The organism is Candidatus Woesearchaeota archaeon (assembly GCA_027858315.1).
GTDB lineage: Archaea > Nanobdellota > Nanobdellia > Woesearchaeales > UBA583 > UBA583.
In genome coordinates, this window is sequence record JAQICV010000092.1 from 38,812 (window position 1) to 64,381 (window position 25,570).

The following is a 25,570-nucleotide window of genomic DNA, read 5'->3' on the forward strand; positions in this document are numbered from 1 at the left end:
TAATAACATAATTTTATAAATGATTTTTATAGCTTTTTATATAGCTTGTCAAAATTTAAGTTAGCCGGGGATTTTGGATTTTTAGTTTTTTTTATTTTATTCTTAGTTTCTTCTATGTTTGCTGTTACTTATTTGACTTCAGAAGATGTTTTTGATGCAAAAATTTCATATGTGAATGATCAGAAATTACCTTATTCTATTATTCTTCAGATTGATAATAAAGTTTATGATGAGATTGAATTTGATGTTGAGATTATTTTTAAGAAAGAGAATTTAGTTGTTGGTTCTAAGAGATTTGAGTGTTATGGAAGTTGTGAAGAGAAAATTAATTTGAATAAAATTTTCTTTGATGATTACTTAGTTGAGGTTGTTGCAGATTATAATGGTAGGAGATACAAGAAGGAATTAGAGTTTGTGTTGAATGAACCTGAGGCATCTTTTAGCGTTAATCTGGATCCATACTATTATATTGATGAAGGAAAGTTGTTTGTTGATGGAATAATTTTTTCTTCGGTTCCTAATATTCATTATTATTTAGATATTTTTCCTAAGTTGTATCCGGAAGTTAAAGATAGTTTTGATTTTTTTTGTGAGGATTTAATGTGCGATTTTAATTTTAATTTAACTTCAGATATTTTTATTGGAGATTATTTGGTGAATGTTTATTCGGAGTTAGATTCTTCACAAGAATCTTTTTCCACTTTTTTAATGAATAAATCTGTTGATATGGAGAATAATAATCTTAATGATAGTAAGAATAATTTTGTTAGTGATGATGTTATTTATGTTGAAGAGAATCAAAAAGAGGTTGACATTTTTGGTTCTTTGGATTTGATTGATTCATCAAAGGTTGTTTTAGAGTATTATCCTACTCAACATAATGAGAAAAGGGTAAAACAGATGATTGAGTGTGATGATAAATGTGATTTTGTTTTAAATATTAAAAAACCTATTATTTTTGGAGATTATCAATTGAATGTTTATTTGCCTAATGGTGTTTTCTCTGATTCTTTTAGAATTGATCCTATACTGAATGGAGAGAATGGATCTTCAGATGATGTTTCTGGAGATAATTTGAATGAATATATTAATGATTACTTTGATGAAGAAGAGTTTTTATATTTGGAATGTGAGGGTGAGGAGTGTGTTGATGATGTTAAAATTGATTATAATTATTTTTTAAATGATAATTTTGATATTGATATTAATTCTAATTTTGATGTTAATAATTTGGAATTTATAGATTTACCCGATAGTGTTAATTTGGGAGATGAATTTGATTTTTCAATTTTAGTTGAGGATGGTATTGATTATAATAAACTGAGATTTCCTAAGTCTATTCAGCTGAGAAAGTCAGATTTTATAGATAAGGGCTTGGAGATTTTAGCAACTAAATTTTCCGATACTAAAAATAGTTTAAAATATACAGGAGTTGCAGATTCTGAAGATGGAGAGTTTAAGATTTATGATTCATATGGAAATTTGTATTCTCAGTTTGAATTGAAGGTTAATGTTTCTTCTGATGTGAAGAGGTTTGAATCTAAAAATAAAATTGATATAGTATCAATTAAAAATTTGGATAATGGTAAAAAAGATTTAGAAGTTACTAAAAATAATGGTAGGGTTAATTTTAAAGATGTTAGTCTTGAAGATATTGAAGTAGTGGAAGTTATTGATGTTAAAAATTTAAATGAGAGAATTAATTTAGATATGGTTTCGGATGTTGTTCATGTCGAGGCAGATAATTTTGAACAGGCTCAAATTTCTTTAGAGAAAGTTGAATTCGTGAAAAATATTTTAGTTTGTAATGAATTTATTAATGAACAATGTATCTCTGGTTGGGAAGATTCGAATTTGATTTTTAGTCAAAATAATTCTCATGTCGAATTTAATGTAACTCATTTTAGTGCATATGTTGCAGAGGGTTCTTCTTATTCTTTTAATGTTGATTTCCAAGATTATTCTGATGTTTTGATATCTCAAGGTGGTTCAGATGTTATTAGTTTGAATGTTAGTTGTATTAGTGGTGATTGTGGGTTAATTGATGTTGGTTTGTATATGACTACTGGTTTTACTGGTTATGATTTTTATGAGGTTACTGGAAATAAGTATAATGAATTTTCTTGTAGTCAGAATCCTACTTTAGGTATTGATGATGGGATTAATGTTTATAATTTAGGGTTTGAGTTTCCTTTTTATAGTCAAGTTATTGGTTCTGTTGATTCAGTTTATTTTGATACTAATGGAAGATTGTCTTTTGATGATAGTGCTTCAGATTATAACCCTACTGTAGCAGAGATGATAGCGGATGAGAATATTGCATTTTTGTGGGCAGATTTGGGAGATGGGACTTATAATAATGAATATGCTTGTTTGGATCAAGGTGTAAATAAGAAGTATTCAGTTTTTAGAGTTGATTCTCAGTGGTATAATGGAGCAGGGGTTGCTCAGTCTGAGGTTGTTTTGTATAATAATGGTAATGTGAAAATTAATCATGGGACTGTTATTCCTAGAAGTGGTGGGTTCTATGGACTTAGTGCAGGAGATAATTCTAATTATGATTATTTTGCAACTGATGCTTCTGATTATTCAGATAAATCATATATGTTTTATTATAATAAAGGTAGTTTAGTTTCTACAATTCCTGCTACTTCTCCTTTCTGGACTGGTGCTTCTCAGACTCAACAAGTGAATTTGGCGGCAGGTGAGTCTATTATTGTATCTTTTGATTTGAATGCAGTTGGTGCTGTTAATTTATATGAACTTTATGGAGTTGCTATTTCGAATTCAGATAATTCTCTTCGTTCACAGAGTGATGATTTAAATGTTTTCATATCAGATAATAATCCTCCTATTCTTAATCTGATTACTCCTATTGATGGGTATGTTGGTTCTTCAATTGAAAATATTATTTCTTTTGATGCAAGTTTTACTGATGATACGTCTTTACTTGAGTCTGAGATTTTTGTATGGGATAATTTAGGGAATTTAATTTATAATGTCTCTGATAGTTTATCTGGTGTTGCTGATTCTAGTAGTTGGAATTTGGAGTTTGTGATGAGTGGAGACTATTTATGGAATGTTTTAGTTACTGATATTGGAGGTTCTAAATCTTGGGCAGTGAGTAATAGGAGTCTTGAGATTAAAATTCCAACATTGAATGTTAAGGCTTATCCAGTTAATTATTATGAGGTTTTGTATAATAATGAGGTTGAATATGAAGTTGAGGTTACTTGTGAGGGGAATGATTGTGGAGATATTAATGTAGATTTATTAATGGCAGAGGAGTATAATTTGTTTGATGATTTTCAGGGAGGTTTTGGTAATTGGCAAAATGTTGTAGGAGATGATGCAGATTGGACTTGGGATAGGGCAGGAACTACAACTGGGACGACAGGTCCTAGTATTGACCATAGCTTGGGTACAGCTACAGGATATTATTTGTACACTGAGGCTTCAAACCCGAATAATCCTAATAAGGATTTTTATTTGGAGAGTTTAGATATTAATGCTGATGATTATTTGAATATTAATTATTGGTATCATATGTATGGCTCTAATATGGGTAGTTTATTTTTAGATGTTTTCGATGGTAATTCTTGGATTAATTTAGCATCCTATGTTGGTAATTTGGGGGATGTATGGTTTGAGGATAATTTATTTGCAGATATTTCAGAGAATATTCAAAAAGTTAGATTTTATGGATTGACAGGTAATGGATTTAGGAGTGATATGGCTATAGATGATGTAAGTCTTACTTATTCTAAGTTTGGTTTAGTGTCAGTTGGTAGTGGAACTCCTTTTTTTTCAAGGAATCAAAATACTTATACTTTCTCAAATATGCTTAAGGATGAGACTCGAACTTTTATATTTAGACTTAATGCAACTGGTGCTATAAATGTTTCAAATAATTTTAAAGTTTTGGCGTATTCAAATACTAATTCTTTATTAAACTATTCTTCTAATAAAACGACAATTAAAATTATTAATGATACTTTAATTGATGGTAAAGATTTGTTTTATAACTCTACATTTGATTTATCTTCAGAAGTTGAATTGGAAATTAAAAAGAATGGTGTGAGTTTGAAGAGATTTAAAGTTCCAAATGGTAATTTTAGAACAAATCAAACTAGTAAAAATGATTTAGTTTTTTGGCCAATGGGAACTAGTGTTAAAAATATAGTTGTACCTAATTCTTATATTAAAGATGTGAGTATTGGTTTTGAGGAGGTTTCAACTTCTAAAGTTAATTTGCCTTATTTTGTATCTGATGTATTTGCAATTGACCCTCATTTTGCACCTGATGTTTTAACTTATAATATTACTTTTACTGCAACTGGACATCAAGTGTATAAGTGTTCTAATTATAATTTTACAGCTCAAAATTGTTTCGGTGGATATGTAAAAATTTTAGATACAATTCCTGGACAAGAGTATACTATTGAACTTACTCCAACAGATCCTATTATTGCACAAGTTTCTGATTATGTTTTGTCTCCTACAGGTGCATCTTGTCAAGAGAATGGTAATGGTTGGGATTCTTTGAATTGTGATGATATTTCTTATACTGGTTCTAAATTATGCCCTTCTGGAGTGGGAGGTGAATTTGCTTTTTGTGATGATACTTATATGGAGATTCATTCTATGAGTAGAGATTTAGATGGAGGTGTTCAGATGTATTTTGAGGATTTGACCCAGAGTAAATGTGAGGAAATTATTAAAGTAGAGTTACTTTACAAAGTATGGTTTGCAACAGATGATCTTACATATAAAGGTATTGAACAAATTTTAATAGATGCTGATGGAGATGGTTATTCTGTAGTTGGTGCAATTATTGATTTTTCTGAACCTGTAAGTAATAGAGTTCTTGATGTAACGAATGCTTTACCAGTTGGAGAATATTGGAATTGCTCAGATTTTTTTTCGGATACTTCAACAGCTAGTGCTGAAGCTTTTTATGGTGGTGCTGGTGCTAGAAATTCAGGAACATATGCTATTAATGTAGATACTTTAGTTTATAGGGTAACTTATAATTATTCTAAATCTGCTATAGAGACTTTATTTACTATTTATGAACAGTCAGAAATTGTAGATATATTAGGTTCTCAAGTTTGGGATTCTGGTGCTTATGCAAATGTTTCAATTATTGATAGTCTAGGTGCTATTACATACTTGCCTTTGGTTCTAGTTAATGCTTCTAATGAGTTTGATATTTCTTATACTCTTGGTGATTATGCGCCAATAGGTATATATAATATTACTGCTTTTCAAGTTAACGATACTTCTATTAATGAAACTGCTAGTTTTGAAGTTATTAGGAGGACTCCTATAGCGAATCCTGGTGATTTCTTTTTTGCACCTGGTGAGACTATAATCTTTACAGGATCTAAATGGCTAAAGTCTGGAGTTGTTAATGTTTCTCAAATTTATCCTGGTGGTTTACTTAGTCCTACTTATTCAGGTTTTGTTAATACAGATTCTTCAGGAAATTTTATTTATAATCATGTTCAACCTGATGATTTGATATCTGATACTGGAGAGTATATTTTTAATTTTAGTGAGAATTTAAATGCTTCTTATTTTGATGAAGTTGGAGTTAATCTAATTTTTAGACCTAATAGTGCTTCAAATCTTAGTGAGATTAATAAGAGTGATGGTCAGGTATTTAATGTTGGTGGTTCGGGAGCAACTGAAACATTGACTTTTGGTTTCCCTCCAGTATTGCCTTCAAGTGGAGCAATATTAGATAGTTATGAAGTTTTATTAGAATATGCTACTGGAGGTACTACAACTAGAAATGTTGAATGGTTAAATGACACTAGTGGTTTGTATCAAGTTGCATGTACTGTGCCTGAAGGTTCTTTAACATATTCTTGTGATTTGACAAATTATGTTAAATTTAATAATGATTTTAATTCTGTTAATGTTAGATTGATTGAATATGGTGGCCCAGCTGAAGATTGGTATGTGAATTTTGTTTATGTTATGAGAAACTTTACTATTAATCCTCCTTTTGTTGAGAATATTTTCCCTTTAAATAATACTTGGAGTAATGTTGAAGTTTATCAAAATTTCACTTATAATGTTACTAATGGTTTTTTTAATATGAGTCATTGTGAGTTATATATTGATGATATTTTGGAGGATACAGATATTTCTATTACTAATGATGTGGATCAATATTTTAATATTAATCATTACTTTGTTGAGGGCAATCATAGTTGGTATGTTTCTTGTATTGAGGATTCTTCTAAGTTGCAGAGAGGAAATTCATCTAAATTTTTATTTTATGTAGATAAGACTACACCTAATGTTTCTTTAATATCGCCATTGAATGATTCTTTTATTAATCAACAAAATATTAGTTTTGCTGCAAATTTTTCTGATTTAATGTTATTGGCTAATGCAACTTTATATGTTTGGGATGATTTAGGTCTTTTGTTGGGTACTAATTTTACTAGTATTTCTGGGACTTATAATTCTACTAATTTAAGTTTTAATTTCTTGACTGAGGGAACTTATTATTGGAATTATTTAGTTTATGATTATGTAGGAAATAGTGTTTTTGCATTAAATAATTTTACAATTAACATAGATTTAATTAATCCTAATGTGACAATTATTTCTCCTGTGAATCTTACGAAATCTAATGTTTTGAAGCAATTATTTGTTGCTAATTTTACTGATGATTTTGGTTTGAAAAATGCAACTCTAAGAGTTTATGATTCAGTTGGTGCTTTGTTGGGTACAAATTTTACTAGTCTTTCTGGGCTTTCAGATTCTGTTAACTTGAGTTTTGATTTTGCTGGAGAGGGAATTTATTATTGGAATTATCTGGTTTATGATGAGGCAGGTAATTTTAATGTTTTGAATGAGAATATTACCTTGTATCTTGATACAACTCTTCCAGTTGTAAATTTGACATCGCCTTTGAATGCTTCTTTTGGTAATTATGTTCAATTGTTTTTAGGAAATTTTAGTGATAATGTTGCTTTGTGGAATTCAACTTTGCATGTTTGGAATGAGACTGGTTCTTTGATATATTTGAATGATTCAATTGTTTTTGGGACTTTTAATTCTTCAAATCTTCAAATTGATTTTGTTGTGGAAGGTGCTTATTATTGGAATTATTTAGTTTATGATGAAGCAGGGAATTATGCTTGGAATAGTGTTAATTATACTTTAATTATTGATTTGACTCCACCTATGATTGAGCTGGTTTCTCCAGAGAATGATACTGCTGTTAATATTAGTAAGAATTTTTTTGTTGGTAATTTTACTGATATTGTTGGATTGAAAAATTTTAGTCTTTTGGTTTATAATTCTACTGGAGATTTAATTGGTGTTAACACTTCATTAATTTCTGGAAAATTTAATCAATCTAATTTGAGTTTTATTTTTCCTTATTCAGGGAAATTTAAATGGACTTTTATTGCTTGTGATTTAGCAGCTAATTGCAATACTAGTATTTTGAATAGAACTATTTATATTGATTATATTGCACCTAAAATTTCTTTTATTCCAATTACTGATGCTAATAATAGTTACGTGAATAGATCTTGGACTTATATTAATGTTTCAATTTATGATTTGGTTCTAGATACTGTTACTTTAGAATTTGATGGGGTGAATGAAACTATGTCTTGTACTGGTTCAACTCCTGATTATGTTTGTGGTATTAATAAGAGTATGTTAAAGAATAATCTATATACTTACAAAGTTTATGCTAATGATAGTTTAGGTAATATGAATGTTTCAGAGTTGAGATATATTAATATTAATAGAACTTTGCCAGTAATTACTGTTATTTTCCCTATTGATGGTATGAAGATTAGTTATGATGATATTATTGATTTTAATGTTACTACTTTGGTTGAGGCTGATAATGTATGGATGGAGTTTGATGCGAATTCTACTATTTATAATTTGAATCAATATGCGCTTAAGAATTGGATTTTCACTTTAGCGAATCTTACTAGTGGTACTCGAAATTTAGTCTTTTATGCTAATGATTCTGTTGATAATAGAGTAAATGCTTCGATTAGTTTTTATGTTATTCCTAATAAAAATATTGAAGTTAATAAAAGTATAACTTATTTGGGTGTTAATGCTTATACTGTTTTGATTAATATTACTAATTATGGAACTTATCAAGATTATATTTTCCATGACTTTATCGATTCTAATTTTAATTATTATGATTTGAGTTTGATTAATTCAGGATTCTCAGCTATAGCTGGGACTTATGATGGTGATATGCTTACTTGGAATTTATCTCTTAATCAATTTGATTCTCAGACTATTTTATATAAGATGAATGGGACTTCAGATTATAATTTGCTTGAGAATTTTGTTGTTGGGATGGATTAGAGATAGTTTTATATAATTGTATTGTTTATGTTTGAATATGAATGATATTATAGTTGATTATTTGTTTGATGGATTTAAAAGGTTTGCTAAATGTGATTCGAATTTAATTGGAGGAGATATAATTTTATATTCAAATGGAAGATATGTTCAGGCAGCTTATGAGTCTGAAACTTTCACTCTATTTGCATTACCTAGTTTTGATATAATTTCTGCGACAGATAGTTTGGACTTTTTTATAAAAGAGTATGTTGAGAATAGTAATAATTCTAGAGTTAAATCTTTAGTTTCTAAATTTAGAGTATGAATTTATTTTTTTAATAATTATGAGAATTTTACTTTTTAACTCATCACAAATAAAATTTGTGACATTTTAATTCATTAATTGTTAATTTTATTCTTTTAAGAATTCGTGTAAAATCTTTTTTAATTCATTAATTGTTCTTTTACTGATTTTTTCTAGGTCATCTTTTGTTGCAAAATTCATTGGATCCCAAAGGTCAATGTATTTTTCTAATTTGGTTACTTCATCTTTTGTTGACATTAGTTTTAGTTGTTTAGTGATTTTAGAATTATAGTCTTTTATGTCAGCAACTTCTTCTTTTAGATCTCTTAAGTCTGTTCTAATTATATTCATATCATTGAATATTTTTTTAAAATTTTTAATTGAGTTATGGTCAATTAATTCGATTTTTTCATTAACAATATCTAGAGAACTTTCAAGGTCTTTTTGTCTCTCGACAACTGTTAAAATTGCTTTGGAATGAGTATCTACTTTATCTTTGAATTCAGTTTTTTCTTTTTCTCCTCCTGAACTAAATATATTTGAACTCATCTTCTTGATATTTCGTGATATATGTTATAAATTTTTTGTGCTGGTAAATCCCAACTGAATTTGTCAAAGTTTCTATGTGCTTCTTCTCTTATGTGGGAGTGAAGAGGTTCATATCTTAAAAGTGAGATTATTTTATTTGCCATTTCTTCAGTGTCCCAAAAGTCTACTTTGAATGAATGGTCTAATACTTCGCTTATTCCTGATTGTTTTGATATAATTGTAGGTGTTCCTTTTGCAACTGCTTCAAGAGGTACTAATCCGAAAGGTTCTGATACTGAAGGCATAACAAAACAGTCTGCAGTTCCGAAAAGTATGTCTGCTTCTTTTCTTGTATATACTCCAAAAAATAATAAGTTTTTTCCAATATCTAATTCTGCTCCAAGTTCTATCATTTTTGGAAGCATGTCTCCACTTCCTGCCATTATGAATTTTGTATTTGGTTCGTAGTCTAAAACTTTTCTTGCTGCTCTTACAAAAAATTCCGGACCTTTTTGTGTTGTAATTCTTCCTGCAAAGAGAACAATCTTGTCTTCTTTTTTTACAACATTTTGTCTTTCAAGTGTTGGTCTTAAATCAGATACTCCACCATTGTGTACTACTCTGATTTTCTCAGAATTAATTCCATAGTTGTTGTTTAATCTATCTTTTACAAAATTACTTACTGCAAGTAATACATCAGCTCTCTCAAATCCTTCTTTTTCTATTTTGAAAATTTCAGGGTTTGCACCGGCACCACCTGTTTTGTCAAATTCAGTGATGTGAACATGAAGTATCACTGGTTTTCCTGTAAGTTCTTTTAGAAGTAAAGCTGCAGGGATTGATGTCCAATCATGAGCATGAATTACGTCAAAATCATCATTCATACATAGGGCTGCGACTCTTTTTGCATAAAGATAAACCTCTTTTAAAATGTTTGGTCCATATAAATCTTTTAGATTTTTATCTTCACAAAATTCAGACTCGTTTCTTAGTATATTTTGGAATCTACTTCTATATGTTGAAAATGAATCATAAGCATATAATAGTGTATCTACATTTTTTATTTTTAGGTCAAAATCTATATTTTTTATTGGCTGATTTGCGGACCTAATTTTTAGTTTAGAACTATGTTGTTTTTCCTTAGGTCCATATGGCATGATGTAAGTTATGTCAATGTTGTCAATTTTACTCAAAGATTTTGTTAGTTCATAGCAGGCAATACCTAAACCTCCTGCAAAATATGGTGGGAACTCCCAACCTAACATTAAAACTTTCATTTAATAATACATATTATAAATTGTTTATACAATTTAGTCTTTACTGTTGAATTAAAATATATTAGGACTTGCTTTTAGAGTTACGAAATGTTTTCATAAAGATTACACATTTAGTTCTATGGAAAAATTAGGATCTTTGTTTGAGATCTCATGGGAAGTGTGTAATAAAGTTGGTGGAATTCATACTGTTATTTCTTCAAAAGTGCCTCAAATTGGAAATAAATTTGAAAATTATTTTACTGTTGGACCTTACCTTAAAGGCAATACTGATGAGTTTAATTCGATTGAAGTTCCTGAAGAATTTAAAAATGAAGTTTTAGAACTTGAGAATTTAGGAATTAAAGTTCATTTTGGTGAGTGGAAAATTGAAGGAAGACCTAAAGTAATTCTAGTTGAGCATAGTGGATATTCTTCACATATTAATGAGATTAAATCTTTACTTTGGGATAAGTATGAAATCGATTCACTTAATTCTGATTGGTATGATTTTGATGAGGTTATTTTGTGGTCTTGGTGTTGTGGTATTGTTTGTGAGAAAATAGGAAATAAAATTGTAGGAGAGGTTTTTGTTCATTCTCATGAATGGATGTCTGGTGGTGCTATTTTTTATTTGAAAAATTTTGCAAGAGATAATTTTAAAACAGTTTTTACAACTCATGCAACTATGCTTGGTAGAACTATTTGTGGTACTGGTGATGATGTATATAAATTGCTTGAAAATGTTGATTCAGACAAGAAAGCATATGAATTAGGAGTTTATACGAAACATCAAACTGAGAGAGCACTTGCAAAATTTGCAGATTGTTTTACAACAGTTTCTCATATTACTAATAAAGAGGCTAAGTATCTTTATGGTAAGGAAGCTGATGTAATTTTATATAATGGTTTTGATAATTTTGATTTTGAATTTTTACATAATTTAGATATGGTTCATAAAATGTCAAATGAGAGAATTAAAGATTTTGCAGAGCATTTTTTTAGACCTTTTTATGATGTTAATTTTTCAAATACTAAGTTTTTTTATACTAGTGGGAGAAACGAATTTAGGAATAAGGGGGTTGATGTTTATATTGAATCACTTTCAAAATTAAATAAGAAGTTGAAGGATGAAAATTCTAGCAAACAATTGGTTAATTTTTTCCTTATTCCGATTGGAAATTTTGATGTTAATGAAACTGTTTTAAAATCTATTAAAGGAGAAGATATTAAAGAGGATTTAATGGGAGTTGCGCCACTTTCTACTCATAGTGTTCCTTACGATAATGAGATTATTAAAGCATTTATTGACGGAAGTCTTTTGAATAGAAAAGATGATAAAGTAAAAGTTATTTTGATGCCAGTTTATTTAAATGGTAATGATGGATTTTTGAATACTCCTTATTATGATACAATTCTTGGTTTTGATTTAGGAGTTTTCCCTTCATTTTATGAGCCTTGGGGTTATACGCCACTAGAGAGTATTGCTTATGGAGTACCTACAGTTACTTCCGATTTAGCAGGTTTTGGAAGGGCAATTGTTAGAGATTTTACTGAGAATATTTCAACAAAGGTTTTGATGCGTGAGAGTCAAAATTCAGATGAAACTGTAATTGACTTGTTTAATTATTTTGAGGATTTTTTGAATAAATCTGATGAAGAAATTAGAAAACAAAAAGAAGAGTCAGTTTTATTTTCAAGTAATTTTAGTTGGAAAAAATTTGTAGAGAATTATATGAGAGCTTATAATATTGCTAAGAATAAATAAGTAAATGATTAAAAAAAATAATCGAGTTCATTTGTATTTGGATTCACATTTGAATCAATTTTCAAATGTTTCTTTAGGTTTAGTTTTGCGTGGATTGGGAGCAGAATTAAAGGTAGTATATATTAATTCAGATTTTTCTGGTGAGAGTTTTTTGCAAGAGTTTCCAATAGATTTTTTTTCTTATGATAATTTTGATTTAAGTCGAAGTTATGATTTAATTGTTTTTGATAATTGTGATTTAGATAAATTATCATTTGAGAGAATTCGAGAAATCGCAGAAAATAAAGAAATTTATGGAGAAATAGTTTTTACTTTTTCTAAAAAAGAAGACTTTGAAAAAGTTTTTGATTTTTCAGATTTAATTAGTGATTTTGATTATTTACAAGTTGATTTGGAAAAGAGTAATATTTCAAATATTACTGGAAATGGAAAGGGGAAGAGTACTTTTTGTTTTGGAGAGATTTTTAGACAATTTATCTCAGGAAAAAAAGTTAAACTTATTTATTTTGATAAAGGAGGAGATTTCTATTCTGAGAGGTTTTTGTTTGATAAAATGAAGATACCATATTTTGTTTCTGGAACTCAAAGATTTGATGGGAAAAAATTCAGATTTGAAAATATTGATGAAGATTTTACTGAAGCAAAATTTGGTTTAGAAGAACTTAAGAAATCAGTTGACGAATATGATTTAGTTGTTGCAGAGGAATTAAATACAACAATTAAAACTGGACTTTTAGGGTTGGAAGAAGTTTTAGAAGTTGTTAAAATGTTTGATTCTAATTTAATTATTTCAGGAAGATATGCAAATGATAACTTACTTGAAAATTGTTTTAGAAAGATTGAGGTTAAAGATATTAGACATTATTCTAATAAAGGTTTTGTAGTGAAAAAAGGGATTGATTTTTGAGAATTTAGTTTTTTGTGTTACTTATCAGTAAATCTTAAAGTTAATATAAGAATAATTTAATAGGATTATTATGAAAAGTCAATTTAAAGAGAATTTTAATTTTTATACAAATATTTTTTTGTTGTGTATAATTTTTTTTGGAGGAGTTGCTTATGCAGATAATAATGGTATTTGGACATATGCGAAAGATATTGTCCCTGGAATTTTTGGGGAAGATGAGGGTGCAGATCCAAGTAATAGTTTTACTTTTGTAAATCAAGTTGATTTGAATGAAGATACAAGATATAAGGGAGTTGAACTTGATGCAAGAATGGTTAATGAGAATCAGGCAAATTCGATTACTTCTAATATGATTGTTGATGGAACAATTGGTTCAGATGATGTTAATGATTTGGAAATTCAAGATAGGATTAATGACATCTGTCCTTCTGGACAAAGTATTAGAGCAGTTAATTCTGATGGAACTGTTGCTTGTGAATTGGATAGTGTTTTAACTGAAGCAGATGTTGATACTTATGTTTCAAATAATGGTTATTTGACTTTTGAGAGTGATCCAACAGTTCCGGCTAATATTAAAGATGGAGTTAGTTGGTCTGAAGTTTCTGGAATTCCTTCTGATTTAAATGATGGAAGTATTTCTTGGTCGGAGATTGAAGATATACCTACTTCAATTGATGATGTGATAAGTTTAGGTATGAGTGTACCTTCTCAAGTTACTTGTAGCTATACAGCTTGGAATAGGGACTATGAGAAAACATTGACAGTTCCTAGTTTTGGAATAATAGATAATAAATTTGTGGTTAGGTATCAGGAATTGGCATCTAGTTATAAGGATTATGCCTATGGATATTATGATGGCAGTTCTACGGATTTAGGGGCTTGTTTGTTTTACTATGCACCTGATGATGGTGATGATAATATTGATTTGACTCCTGAAGAATTAGAGTTTTATAAGATTTTAGTTAAAGAAAATAAAGATTTAATTGAAAAGGGAAAAAGAGATAAATGTCTTTATTAAATTATATTTAGATTATGAAAAAAATTAATTTTTTTAAATTATTGTTTATTTTTAATTTATTTATTATTATTATTTTAGTTTTCTTTTCTTTTATTATTATTAATCAAAATAACGATTATAAAATCCAAGTGAATAGGGATATAAATAATAACTCTGAAAATTTAGTTGAGTTAGAAAATTCTTTATTAATCTCACAAAAATGGTTTGACAATTTTCAAAATGAATCGAATATATTTCATTATTTGTATTATCCTGAAGATGATTTAATTTTTAACGAAAGAAATATTGTAAGAGAACTAGGTTCTTTTTGGGGTTATGTAAGGTTATATAATTTTAATAAGAATGAAGTTTCTCTGAATCAAATAAATAAGATTAGAAAGAATATTCAAGAATATATTAAATATGATACTTTAGGTGTTACTGAAATAGCATATATTGAGCATGATGGTATTGCGCAAATAAATACTCAAGCATTTTATATTTTAGCACTTTCTGAATTAAGAAAATCTGGAGTTGAATTAACACAAAGAGAATATGATGATTTAGAAAAAATAATTAATGGTATTTATTTAATGAAGGCAGAGGAAGGAGGTTTGTGGTATATTTATTATTTACCTAAAGAACATAATAAAATTTCTCCTTATGGAACTTCTGAAACATTATTTGCTTTAATTTCATATTATAATTATATTGATTCTGATGAAAATATTTTAAATTTTTCAAAAGATGTTTTTGAGGAGTATTTTGAAATTGCAGGTGAGTATACTTTTGATAAAGAAGAAGCTAGATCATTTTATTCTTGGATATTATATTTTTTAACAGAGTTAGATGAAGTTGATGAAGATTATTATCCTTATATGGAAGATTTATTAAATAAAGGATTGGATTATAGAGTAAATAATCCTGTTTGTGAAAATTCTGGTTGTTTAATGTTTAGTATTACTATTTCTGAAGCTGCGTTTTTAGAAGGAAATATTATTGCATATGATATTGCAGATAAAAATAATTATTCTAGAATTGATGAGTTGAAGGAGTATATTGATTTGACTTATCGAGATGTAATTAATATGCAAATTGAATCTGTAGAAGATTATGAAAATAAAACTGGAAATAAATTTGAGGGGAATCCTGATTTGTTAATAGGAGGGTTTTGTGGTGGAAGAAATGATGGTGATTATTTTTGTCAAACTTTAAGAAATGATTTCACACAACATGCAAGTTCAGCTGTATTAAATTATCATTTGATTTTCAACTAATGATTGCAAAGCTTAAAACTATTTTATAGATTAAGTATAAAAATATTGTCCACCAAATAAGATTCCATAAACTTCCAATTAATAGAAATAACATTAAAACGCCAACAATTATGTCCAAAAGAGAAAAAAAATCTCGATTTGGAAGATAAAATATTATTCCTTTGAGTATTGCAAATGAGCTTCCGGAGAATATGTAGAGTGGACTCATATATTCGTTGAACATTAGAACTATTAGAGTGTGTATGTCTATTAGTGCAAGTATCCAAAGTATCATCATATATTTATTATTCTTAGGCGTTTTAATAATGTTTCTTTTTAGTGGTTGCATAAATGTTAAATAGTTTTGTTTGTTTTTTAATTTTATATGAATCAAGTTTTTAAGTTTTATTTGGCGTCTTTTTTGAAGAATCAATTGTATTTTATGCCAATTTTAATTTTATTTTTTTTAGATTTTGGACTTAGCTATAAAGAGATTTTTTGGATTTTTACAATTGGTAGTGTGTTTAGTTTTTTAATTGAGATTCCAACGGGGATTTTTGCAGATTTTTACGGGAAGAGGAGAAGTATTATTTTATCTAAATTTTTGATTTTTGTTTCTTTTTTGGTTTTTGGTTTTTCTTCTAGTTTTTGGATGTTTGTTTTAGCACAGGTTGTTTATGAATTAGGAATTGCTTTTAGGTCGGGTACTGAGACTGCATATGTTTATGATTTTTTGGATTCAAATAGGAATAAGACTAAGATTACTTATACTGAAGTTAAAGGAAAACAAAAATTTTATGCAAGAATTAGTGAATCGCTTAGTGCATTTGTTGGTGGTTTTTTAGTTGTTTATTTTGGGTTTAGTTTTATATTTTTTATTGCTGCAATTCCTGCATTTTTGAATTTTGTTTTCACTTTATTTTGGGAGGATTTGAAAGAGAAGAAAAAGAAAATAAGTTTTTCTAAAAGTCTTATTTTTATTAGAGGTTCTTTTGGTGAGATTTTAAAAAAAGTTAGCGTTTTAAAATTGGTTTTAAATATTGCATTATTTTCAGGAGTTATTGTGGCTCTTGATAAGTTTATTCAACCTTATATGATTGATGCTGGGATAAAGATTGAATATGTTGGAGTTATTTATGCAGTTTTTTTATTTTTAGGAGCAATTATTGTTCGTTATTCTTACTTGTTTGAGAATAAGTTTGGTCAAATTAAGACTATTAATTATTTGACTCTCTTTGCAGTTATTCCTGCTTTGATTTTAGGTTTTGGTTATATTTCAATTATTGGAGTTTTTTTGTTTTTTTTAATTGTTATTATAGAAAATATTAGATCACCTATTGCAAATAGTTTGTTTCATTCGTATGTTGATTCTGAAAATCGTGCTACGATGGGCTCTATTTTAGAGTTATTTAAGTCCGTTGTTAAATTGATTTTACTTCCAATTGTTGGTTATGTGGCAGATATTTTTAGTATTTATCAATCAATTTTGATGCTTAGTATTGTTTTATTTTTTAATGGTATTTTGTTTTATGTTTTGAAAAAGAATTAATTTTTTATTATTTTTATGTTTTAGATAATATTTATAAACTAATTTTTTTATTTAATTGTATGAAGTCTAAAAAATATGCAGTCACTTGTAATACTCGTTCGGTACCATTTTTACCAAAAGGTAAAAAAGATGCAGTCACTCCTAATAATTTGTTCGGAACCTTTTTTTCTAAATCTAAGAAAGGAGATGTTAGTCAAGTATTTATTTATGTGTTCTCAATAATTATTGTAGTTTTTGCATCCTTTATGGTTATTAGTTTTGTCTCAAGTTTTTTGAGTAGTTCTGAGAAATATGAGAATAGTAAATTTTATCAAGATTTTGAGAAACATTTTTATAGTGTTTATACTACTATTGGGTCTGAGAAAGTTTACAAGTATGCTGTTTCGACTAAAGTTGAATTAGTTTGTTTTGTTAGTGATAGAGATTCGATTTCAAGTATTGATATGACTGGTATTTCAAATGAAGATAATTCTATTTTAGAAACACTCTATGATGGAGGTTCAAGAATTGCTTTGTTTGATGTTAATACTATAATTAATACTCATGCTCCAGAGTATGAATTTGAGGCTGGTGAATCTGGAGCTTATTGTATAAAACCTAGGGCAGGTATTTTTAGTTTAATTTATGAGAATCGTCGAGGGACAGTTTATATTAGTGAATTGGATTAGAAAAATAACAACTTTTATTAACTCCTTTGCTTTGTTATTTTTATATAAAAATGATTATTAAATCTATTGAGCTTGAAAACATTCGAAGTTATAAAAAAGAGACTATTTCTTTTGATACAGGAATTAATTTTTTGAGTGGGGATATAGGTTCTGGTAAGAGTACTATTCTTCTTGCAATTGAGTTTGCTTTTTTTGGTTTTAAAAAGGGAGATATTGAAGGATTTGAACTTTTGAGGAAGGGAGAGAGTAAGGGTTCGATAAAATTAGTTTTAGAAGATAAGAGTAAAGTTTTTGAGATTTTTAGAAGTGTTAAGAAGCAGAAAAGTACTGATATGATTTCTCAAGAAATAGGGTATGTGAAAGATGGAGATAGTTTAATTGAACTTACTCCAAAAGAACTTAATGCTTATGTTTTTGGTTTACTTAATTTTCCTAAAGAATTTTTGACTAAGAATAAAAATCTAGTTTATAGATTTAGTGTTTATACACCTCAAGAGAATTTGAAGAGTATTTTGTTTGATACTTCTGAGAGCAGACTTGAAGTTATAAGAAAAATTTTTGGTATTGACAAGTATAAACAACTTTTGAATTCTTTTGATATTTTTTTGAAGAAGATTCGAGAGGATAAAAAAATTTTTGATGTGAAACTTGAGAGAAAATCTAAAATTTCAAATGAGATTAAAGTTTTGAATGGGAATGTTGAGATTCTTGAAAAGGATGTTAAAAAATTTAGTCTAGAGGATTTGAGATTACAAAATGATTTGAAGAAACATAAGGATGCAATTGAAAAAAGAGATACTTTAATAGATAAGCTTTCAAAAAATTTACTTGTACTTGAAAAGAAAAAATCTACAATTTTGGAAATTGAAGAACAGATTAAGAGTTTGAAAGTAGTAATTTCAAATATTGAAAAGGAGAAGGATAGTTTTGATGAAAAAAAGATTAAATTTGAGATTGAAAAACTTGAAAAATTAGTTTTGGAAAAAGATTTGGAGTTGAAGAAAAAGCTTTTTGAAAAATCAGAAATTAAAAAATTTTTGAAATCTAAAGATGATTTGATTGATGAGAAACAAAAGTTTGAGAAAGAAATCCTTTTGTTTGAAAATAAAAATATAGAGTTTGAGAAATTTTCAGGAAGTTTTGATTATATTTTAACTAAATGTCAAGTTAAAGATTTGGAAAATTTTATTTTAAAAGATAAGGTTAGAATTAAAAAACTCGAAAAATTTGAAGTCGAATTTACTGATATTTCAAAAAATAGAATTGAACTTGAACTTAAGTTGGAAAGTTTAAGTGATGATTTGATTAGGATTGAAGATAAAATAAAAAATATTTCTAATATTGATTTTTGTGATTCTTGTTTACAAAAAGTTTCAAAAGAACATAGAGTTGATATTGAGAAAAATTTGAAGAATGATAAATTGATTGCTAAAGAATCTATTTCTGAGAAGAAGAAAGAATTATTAGTTTTTGAAAAAAGATTAAAGGTTTTAGATAAAGAAATTTTAGATTTGAGTAATATAAAAGAAGATTTGATTCAAAAAGAAGAGAGAATCAAGTCTTTGTATGATAAAGAATTGAAAGAGAAATTAATGACTGAAGATTTAAAAAATTTAAGATTGGATCTTGGAAAATTTTCTAGAGATGATATTGAGAAAAATTTGAAAGAATTAGATTTAAAAATGTCTGAATTTAAGAAAAAAGAAATTTTATTTGATGAGATTGATGTATTTGAGAGAAGAATTTTAGAGGAAATTTCTGTTAAAAAATTTGAGATAAAAGATCTCTTGCAAAAAATTATTGATTATAAAAATTTAGATTCTAATTTGAAGAAAGAGAATGATTTACTTTACAGTTTAATTCAGAAAATTAAACTTAAAAAAGATATCTTAGAAAAAATTAATGAGTTTGAAATTAAGGAGGAGAAACTTAGAGGTGATAGGAGTTTACTTAAGAAAAAATATGATGATTACCTTTCTAGTAATAATGAAGTTAATCGTGAACTTATGAGAGTTAAAACTGATTTAAAATCTACTGTTGATGGAGTTATGCGAAATAATAAGGATTTAATGGAGATTGAAAGAATTGAAAAAGATTATTCAAAATTACTTTTTAATGAAACTTTTTTAAGGACTAGTGCTAGTGAGATTTTACTTCAAATTGAGAGAAGTGTTTTTAGTAAATATTATGCTGAATTTAATGATGAGTTTGAAAGATTATTTAAAGAGTTGATAGAAGATAATGATATTGATGTGAGACTTAATTCTGAATTTTCACCAGTTATTGAACAAAATGGATATGATATTGATGTTAAAAATTTGAGTGGAGGTGAGAAGTCATCTCTTGCAATTGCTTATAGGTTGGGACTAAAAAAAATTATTGAGTCAAATTTAGATTCAAAACAAAAATTGTCTTTGCTTATATTAGATGAGCCAACAGATGGATTTTCAAATGAGCAAATAGATAGGCTTGGGAATATTTTAAAAGATACAAAATTAAAGCAAATTATCTTGGTTTCACATGATGAGAAAATTGAGAGTATCGCTGATAGAGTTTTGCATATTGAGAAAACAAATCATGTTAGTAAGATTGTTTGAAATTCTATATTTTATTTGTTTTTGTTTATAGGTAACATTTATAAATAACTTTCTTTCTAATTTATTATGTCTAGTAAAGAGCTTGATACTTTAATTTCTAATTTACATTTAGCGCAAGAGAATGAAAATAAAAGTCATGAAGTTACAGCTCTTTTGAAACTTTCAGAGTACCATTATAATTTGAATAATTTTGAAAAGGCAAAGCTTTTGTTAAAACAGATTTTAACTATTGATTCAAAGGTTTTTAATGTTAATTATTATTTAGCTTTAATTGAAGTTCATGAAGAAAATTATGATTTGGCTACTTCTTATTTGGTTAAGGAATTAAAGATTAATTCAAAGAATATGTTTGCTATTCAACTTAAGGATAAACTTAAGATTAATTCTAATTTTCCTCTAGTAACTTTTTTTTTATTTTTTTTGAATGTTCTAGTTTTCTTTTTTACTTATCCAAGGATTAGTGTTGTTAATGCAATTAAGTTTGGTTTGTCTGATTTCAATTTTGGTTTAAGTAATGCTGTTACTTCACTTTTTTTTCATATTAATATTTATCATTTTTTGATTAATGTTGTTATTCTTCTTATGTTTGGGTTGATTCTTGAGAAGAAGATTGGTTCTTTTAAATTTTTAGTTGTGTATTTACTTTCAGGAATTTTAGGGAATTATGCGCAAGTATTTTTGTTTGAGGGTACTCTAATCTTGGGTGCTAGTGCTGCACTTTTTGGTATGCTTGGAGCTTTAATGATGAGGAGTCCACTTTTAGATATTCGAGTTTTTGGTTTTTTGAAGGTTCCTTTAATTGTTTTACTTGGATCTTTTTTTACTTTTTCTTCTTTGATTGGAGTTTATTTGAATTTAGATTTTGTTAGTGGGGATGTTGCCCATTTTATCGGTTTACTTATTGGGATAGTAGTTATTGGTTTTTTTTATATAGATTCTATTTTCATTTTTTATAATTGGCTTTTTATTTCTTTAGGATTTTGGATTATTACATTTGCACTAAGGAGTGTTTTGTTATTGGAAGTTTTAGATTTTAAATTTTTAGTTTTAGCATTTATTTCATTTTTAATTGGTATTGTTGTCATAGTATATGCTTATTTTGGTTTGAAAGAGGCTTTAATTGTTAGGGGGGTTTATGATGAAGCAAAGTTATAATTCTTGGATTGTTGTTGTTTTTTTAGTTTTGATTTTTTTATTTGGAATTTATATTAATTTTGATAATTCTTATATTGGTTTTTGTGATGGTGAGGCTGAATGTGTTTTTGATTTAGTTGTGGAGACTAATAATTTCGAGTTGTGTAAATTTTCAATTGATGATTCTAATTGTTATACTGATTCTTCAATTTTATTTGATGATATTTCTCTTTGTGAGTTGAATTTGAATTCTTCTTTTTGTTATATGAATTTTGCGCATTTTAAGAAAGATATTTTTGCTTGTTCTTTTGTTACTAAGGATTTAGTTGATAAGTGTATTTTTGATGTAGCAATAAGTTTAGAAGATTTTAAAATTTGCAATAATAGTTTGGATTCAGGTTTGTGTTATTATTCGTATGCATTACATTTTAAGGATGTTAATGTTTGTGATTTGAGCGAAAAGTATAAAAGCAAGTGTACTGTGAGTTTATTAGAGGGACAAAATGAGAGTAATTAGTTTTGATGATGTTAAGAATGGTTTTGATAAAAATGAAGATTATTTAAGGATTGATATTACAGGGGAAAATGTTGCAAAAGTTTCTTTTCTTATTTTGTATTATAAAGAGCATGGATTCAAGAATTTTTTACTTAATTATAATTTTGAATTTATTGATTTGAATTTTAAAAAATTATTTACTAAACTTAAAATAGCTAATATTTTAAGATTGGTTGAAGAGTATGGATTTAAAGTTTCATTTTGTGGACTTCCAAGTTGTATTTTTGAGAGGAGCATTTTACGACCACAAGATAGATGGAAGTTTGAGGATAAAATTAGATTTATGCCTACTTGTGACTTTTGTGAGACTGAGACTATGAAGGGAGACCATTGTGGAGATTGTATGAGTGGAAGTTTGTGTAAAGGTTTTTCTAAGAATTATTTTGAAAATTATGGTTGTGATGATTTTGAACCTTTGACAAAAAATATTGACCTTGAAACTCTTCATATTGAAGAAATTGCTAAATTTAAGTCTGAAGCTGTTAAGTTTTATGCGGAAAAAGTTTTAGAAGATTATATTAAAGATCATTTTTTTATGCGAAAAAGGTTTGTTTTTTTGAATTCTTATCCTAGAGATGATCCAACTAATTTTTCTGATAAGTTTGTTTATCATATTTTTAATCGAAAAGATGATTTTGAAGAGACATATGATTTTTTGCAGGGTTTTTTTGATAAAGATTTTTTGAAGTCTATTCGAGAGTATATGTTTGGTTCTTCACAGATTACAATTAGTTTGGGTATGAGTAATGATGATGTTTTGAAGAAGACTATTTATTTATCACTTGACGGAATTGATGAAGAGCAAAGGGAGCAATTTTTAAAGTTTTTTGATATAAAGGTTCAAGGTAATAATGTTTGGTGTGTAGGTTTTGATTTCAGAGCTGATTTGGTCGGATATAAAGTTTCTTATAAGGAGGATAGTGTGTCAAGTATTGATTTGAAGAGATTTGTTCAAGAAATTGGACTTGAGAGTAAAAAGAATCTTATGAGATTTTCAAATTCATTGATTAAACCTCTTAATAATGTTTTGTATGATTATAAGTATAGACATGGTGAACATATATCTAAGAGAATTAATGTTTCTTTAGAGAGTAATAATTTTAGACTTAATCAGTTAGCACTTTTGTTTAAAATTCCTATGGCATTTTATGATGATAAGGAACTTTTGAATTTGAGTTTTGAGATGTCTGAGGGAGAAATTGAAACTATTAATTTGTATTATTCTTTGAAACTTCCAGAAGAAGAAGAGAGAGATTATATTTTTAATTGAATCTTTTGTTTAACTTATGTTTATAAATTAGTGTTTATTATTGATTTTATGTTAAAAAAGTTATTATCTAGTACTATAATGGCAAGTTTTTTGTTTTTTTCTGGTGGAGTTTCTAATTCTTTTTCTGATGGTTTTAGGTCTAATACTTTTAATTATGTTGTGAATGGTGAAGAGAAAAGTTTTGATTTTAAAACTGTTGGTTCTTTGGAGAGAAGGATTGAGTCTTTGCCTAGGGAGATTTTTACAACTAGAGATAATGTTAAAAATATTACTGAGAAGATTTTCATTGAAAATTTTTTGTCTGATGATGAACAGAAATCTGAGCTTAGACCTTTTTTTCAAATTTTACAAAATAAAACTAAGAATGATGAGGATACTGCTAAAGCAATTATTAGTACTGTTCAAGATATTCCTTATGATTTTGAGACTAAAGGTAAAAAAATTAAATTACCTTATCAAGTTTTACATCAAAATAAAGGAGATTGTGATGAGAAGACTAATCTTTCAATTTTACTTTTGCGTGAGATGAATTATGGTGTAGGTGTTTTTAATTTTGAGAATCATTCTATGCTTGCTTTGAAGTGTCCTAAAAAAATTTCTTATGAAGATTCTGGTTACTGTGCAGTTGAGATGACTAAGAGAAGTATTTTTGGTTATATGCCTAAGAGTAGTGTTTATAAAAATCCTAAATTAATAGTTATTGCCGATGGTAAAGAAATTAAGAATGTTTCTTTAGAGATTAGTGATTCAAGAGAATATGAAAATTTACAAAGAATTGGCATTGCAAATAGAGGGAAATTATCAAAAGATGACTTTTTTGAATACAAGAGTATTTTGAATAAATATGGTATGAATAATGGGGGTTGATTAATTTTAATTTTTTTATTTAGAATACTGAGAGTTTATAATTTTTTAAATAATTAATTAAAATTATTGTTGTGGAGGTTGTGTGTTTGTTTCAATTGGTTGTTGAACTTCTTGTTGATTTATCTGTTGTTCAGGAATATTAGTTTGTGCTTGAATTGGTGTTGAAATAACACCTTCTTTAGCTATTTTGTTTAATTTTATTTGAACAATTGGAGGGATTACGAAACCTACAAATATCCAAAGAATAAAATATAACCAAGTATTATTATCTTTTGCAGCATATTTAGCATATCCTTCACAATATTTATAAGACCAGTAGATTCCTACAAAAGGAATTATTAATAACCATGCTGTAGGGATTTGAGCTCCTAATTCTTCATTCATCTCATTTTTTGTTGATACTAACCAATAGATTATGTAAATTCCAAAAGTAATTACTGTTAATATTGCACCAACTATTAAATTTCTATGTTTTACCATAGTAAGCAATTATTATCTTTCTTTATTAATTTTATGTTTAAAGAAGTAGAGTTAAATTTATAATAATGTAAATTTTGTTTATGTTAAATAGTTTTAGAAAAATATGTTAAAGCTACTGGCGGGAATTGAACCCGCGACCTCGACATTACCAACAGGGACCGGAGAGAGGGGATATGGAGAAGGGAGAGGATTTAAGCGAAACTGTATGTTTTTTCGTATATACGATAAAAATTTAACTCAGTATTATATATGGATTGAGAAAAGAAATTCTGAATGTTATGCTAAATCTATGAAGTCAGCTTTGAGGAAATTATTTAAACATTTAAGAAATAAAAGCATAGCAAAACCAATAGATTTACTTAATTTAATTAAAACTAAAGAGTTAAATGAAGAATATAGTGTAAAGGGTTTTAGAAGTTGGCTTATTTTTTGTGAAGAATATGAATTGTTAGATGATTCTACAATTTTGCTTTTTAGAAATAAGTTAAAGCTTCCTAAGTATTATGGAATTGATAATTATATTCCTTCTAAAGAGCAAATTAGAGAGAATTTGATTAATGTTAAGGATTATTGTTATGAAAGCTATATTGTTGTTAGAATTTTAATTGAAAGCGGTTTAAGAGTTAAAGAAGTAATTGAGTTTTTGAGAACTTATGATAGAGGTAAAATTGAAGTATTTGAGAATTTTGTTGTTTATCCTTTATTCTTTTTGAGAGGAAATAAGACATCATATTATATTTTCTTTAGTAGAAATACATTTGAAGAGTTTAAGGAGATTGATTTTAGTAGTTATAATATTGAAAGATTGAAAACTTACATTAAAAGACATAATTTTATTCCTTTGAAATATATGAGGAAGTTTAATTTTACTTTATTAGTTGAATCTGAGATTAATTTTGAGATTGCTAATTTTATTCAAGGACGAGCTTCAAAGAATGTAGGGTTTAAACATTATTTAGCAAAGAAGCAACTTGCAGTTAAAGAATATGAGAAGGTTGTTGGGTTGTTTGAAAGAATAAGCTAATGCCGAGAATCGAACTCGGATCAGAGCATTACCAATGCCCCGTAATAACCGTTATACTACATC

At 27.5% G+C, this 25,570-nt stretch carries 18 protein-coding genes; 14 read left to right on the forward strand and 4 right to left on the reverse strand.

All coding sequences use genetic code 11. The features are described 5' to 3' along the window. Positions 1–45: 45 nt before the first annotated feature. Together PF569_09010 and PF569_09015 are read left to right on the forward strand one after the other, a co-directional pair. Positions 46–8,370: a hypothetical protein gene (locus PF569_09010; GenBank protein MDA3856373.1), complete on the forward strand. Its 8,325-nt coding sequence runs from the start codon at positions 46–48 to the stop codon at positions 8,368–8,370. A 37-nt stretch (positions 8,371–8,407) separates the two neighbouring features. Next, positions 8,408–8,674 (forward strand): hypothetical protein, encoded by a 267-nt coding sequence (locus PF569_09015; GenBank protein ID MDA3856374.1) that lies wholly within the window; start codon positions 8,408–8,410, stop codon positions 8,672–8,674. An 87-nt stretch (positions 8,675–8,761) separates the two neighbouring features. On the opposite strand, the gene PF569_09020 is transcribed toward PF569_09015, so the two are convergent. Together PF569_09020 and PF569_09025 are read right to left on the reverse strand one after the other, a co-directional pair. After that, positions 8,762–9,202, reverse strand: coding sequence for a hypothetical protein (locus tag PF569_09020; GenBank protein ID MDA3856375.1), 441 nt, complete (start codon positions 9,200–9,202; stop codon positions 8,762–8,764). Continuing rightward, complete coding sequence (locus PF569_09025) at positions 9,199–10,458, reverse strand: glycosyltransferase family 4 protein (GenBank protein MDA3856376.1); 1,260 nt, start codon at positions 10,456–10,458, stop codon at positions 9,199–9,201. The genes PF569_09020 and PF569_09025 overlap by 4 nt, the downstream gene beginning before the upstream one ends. Before the next feature lie 118 nt (positions 10,459–10,576). On the opposite strand from PF569_09025, the gene PF569_09030 reads away from it, so the two are divergent. From PF569_09030 to PF569_09045, 4 genes are all read left to right on the forward strand, one after another. Further along, positions 10,577–12,202 carry a glycogen/starch synthase gene (locus PF569_09030; protein MDA3856377.1) on the forward strand — a complete coding sequence of 542 codons (1,626 nt, stop codon included), beginning with the start codon at positions 10,577–10,579 and terminating at the stop codon, positions 12,200–12,202. 4 nt (positions 12,203–12,206) lie between these two features. Next, positions 12,207–13,109 carry a cob(I)yrinic acid a,c-diamide adenosyltransferase gene (locus PF569_09035; GenBank protein ID MDA3856378.1) on the forward strand — a complete coding sequence of 301 codons (903 nt, stop codon included), beginning with the start codon at positions 12,207–12,209 and terminating at the stop codon, positions 13,107–13,109. Between the two features lie 70 nt (positions 13,110–13,179). Continuing rightward, on the forward strand, positions 13,180–14,127 hold the full coding sequence (locus PF569_09040; GenBank protein MDA3856379.1) for a hypothetical protein: 948 nt from the start codon (positions 13,180–13,182) through the stop codon (positions 14,125–14,127). Positions 14,128–14,141: 14 nt separating this feature from the next. Next, entirely contained in the window at positions 14,142–15,383 is a 1,242-nt protein-coding gene (locus PF569_09045; GenBank protein ID MDA3856380.1) for a hypothetical protein, read from the forward strand. On the opposite strand, the gene PF569_09050 is transcribed toward PF569_09045, so the two are convergent. Then, positions 15,376–15,711 (reverse strand): hypothetical protein, encoded by a 336-nt coding sequence (locus PF569_09050; GenBank protein ID MDA3856381.1) that lies wholly within the window; start codon positions 15,709–15,711, stop codon positions 15,376–15,378. The two genes, PF569_09045 and PF569_09050, sit on opposite strands and share 8 nt — an antisense overlap. A gap of 36 nt (positions 15,712–15,747) precedes the next feature. On the opposite strand from PF569_09050, the gene PF569_09055 reads away from it, so the two are divergent. The 7 genes from PF569_09055 (at position 15,748) to PF569_09085 (ending at position 24,003) form a co-directional block, all read left to right on the forward strand. Then, on the forward strand, positions 15,748–16,911 hold the full coding sequence (locus PF569_09055; protein MDA3856382.1) for an MFS transporter: 1,164 nt from the start codon (positions 15,748–15,750) through the stop codon (positions 16,909–16,911). A 59-nt stretch (positions 16,912–16,970) separates the two neighbouring features. Next, entirely contained in the window at positions 16,971–17,579 is a 609-nt protein-coding gene (locus PF569_09060) for a hypothetical protein (GenBank protein MDA3856383.1), read from the forward strand. Between the two features lie 50 nt (positions 17,580–17,629). Further along, entirely contained in the window at positions 17,630–20,176 is a 2,547-nt protein-coding gene (locus PF569_09065; protein ID MDA3856384.1) for an SMC family ATPase, read from the forward strand. Between the two features lie 66 nt (positions 20,177–20,242). Next, positions 20,243–21,331, forward strand: a complete 1,089-nt coding sequence (locus PF569_09070) for a rhomboid family intramembrane serine protease (GenBank protein ID MDA3856385.1) — start codon at positions 20,243–20,245, stop codon at positions 21,329–21,331. Then, positions 21,315–21,827, forward strand: a complete 513-nt coding sequence (locus PF569_09075) for a hypothetical protein (GenBank protein MDA3856386.1) — start codon at positions 21,315–21,317, stop codon at positions 21,825–21,827. Before PF569_09070 ends, PF569_09075 begins: the two co-directional genes overlap by 17 nt. Next, positions 21,814–23,136 (forward strand): hypothetical protein, encoded by a 1,323-nt coding sequence (locus tag PF569_09080; protein MDA3856387.1) that lies wholly within the window; start codon positions 21,814–21,816, stop codon positions 23,134–23,136. The genes PF569_09075 and PF569_09080 overlap by 14 nt, the downstream gene beginning before the upstream one ends. Positions 23,137–23,184: 48 nt before the next feature. Continuing rightward, a complete protein-coding gene (locus PF569_09085; GenBank protein MDA3856388.1) occupies positions 23,185–24,003 on the forward strand; it encodes a hypothetical protein in 819 nt (272 codons plus the stop codon). 63 nt (positions 24,004–24,066) lie between these two features. On the opposite strand, the gene PF569_09090 is transcribed toward PF569_09085, so the two are convergent. Continuing rightward, entirely contained in the window at positions 24,067–24,483 is a 417-nt protein-coding gene (locus tag PF569_09090; protein MDA3856389.1) for a DUF4234 domain-containing protein, read from the reverse strand. Between the two features lie 103 nt (positions 24,484–24,586). Here PF569_09090 and PF569_09095 point away from each other — a divergent pair, with 103 nt between their 5' ends. Next, on the forward strand, positions 24,587–25,507 hold the full coding sequence (locus PF569_09095; protein MDA3856390.1) for an integrase: 921 nt from the start codon (positions 24,587–24,589) through the stop codon (positions 25,505–25,507). Positions 25,508–25,570: the final 63 nt, after the last annotated feature.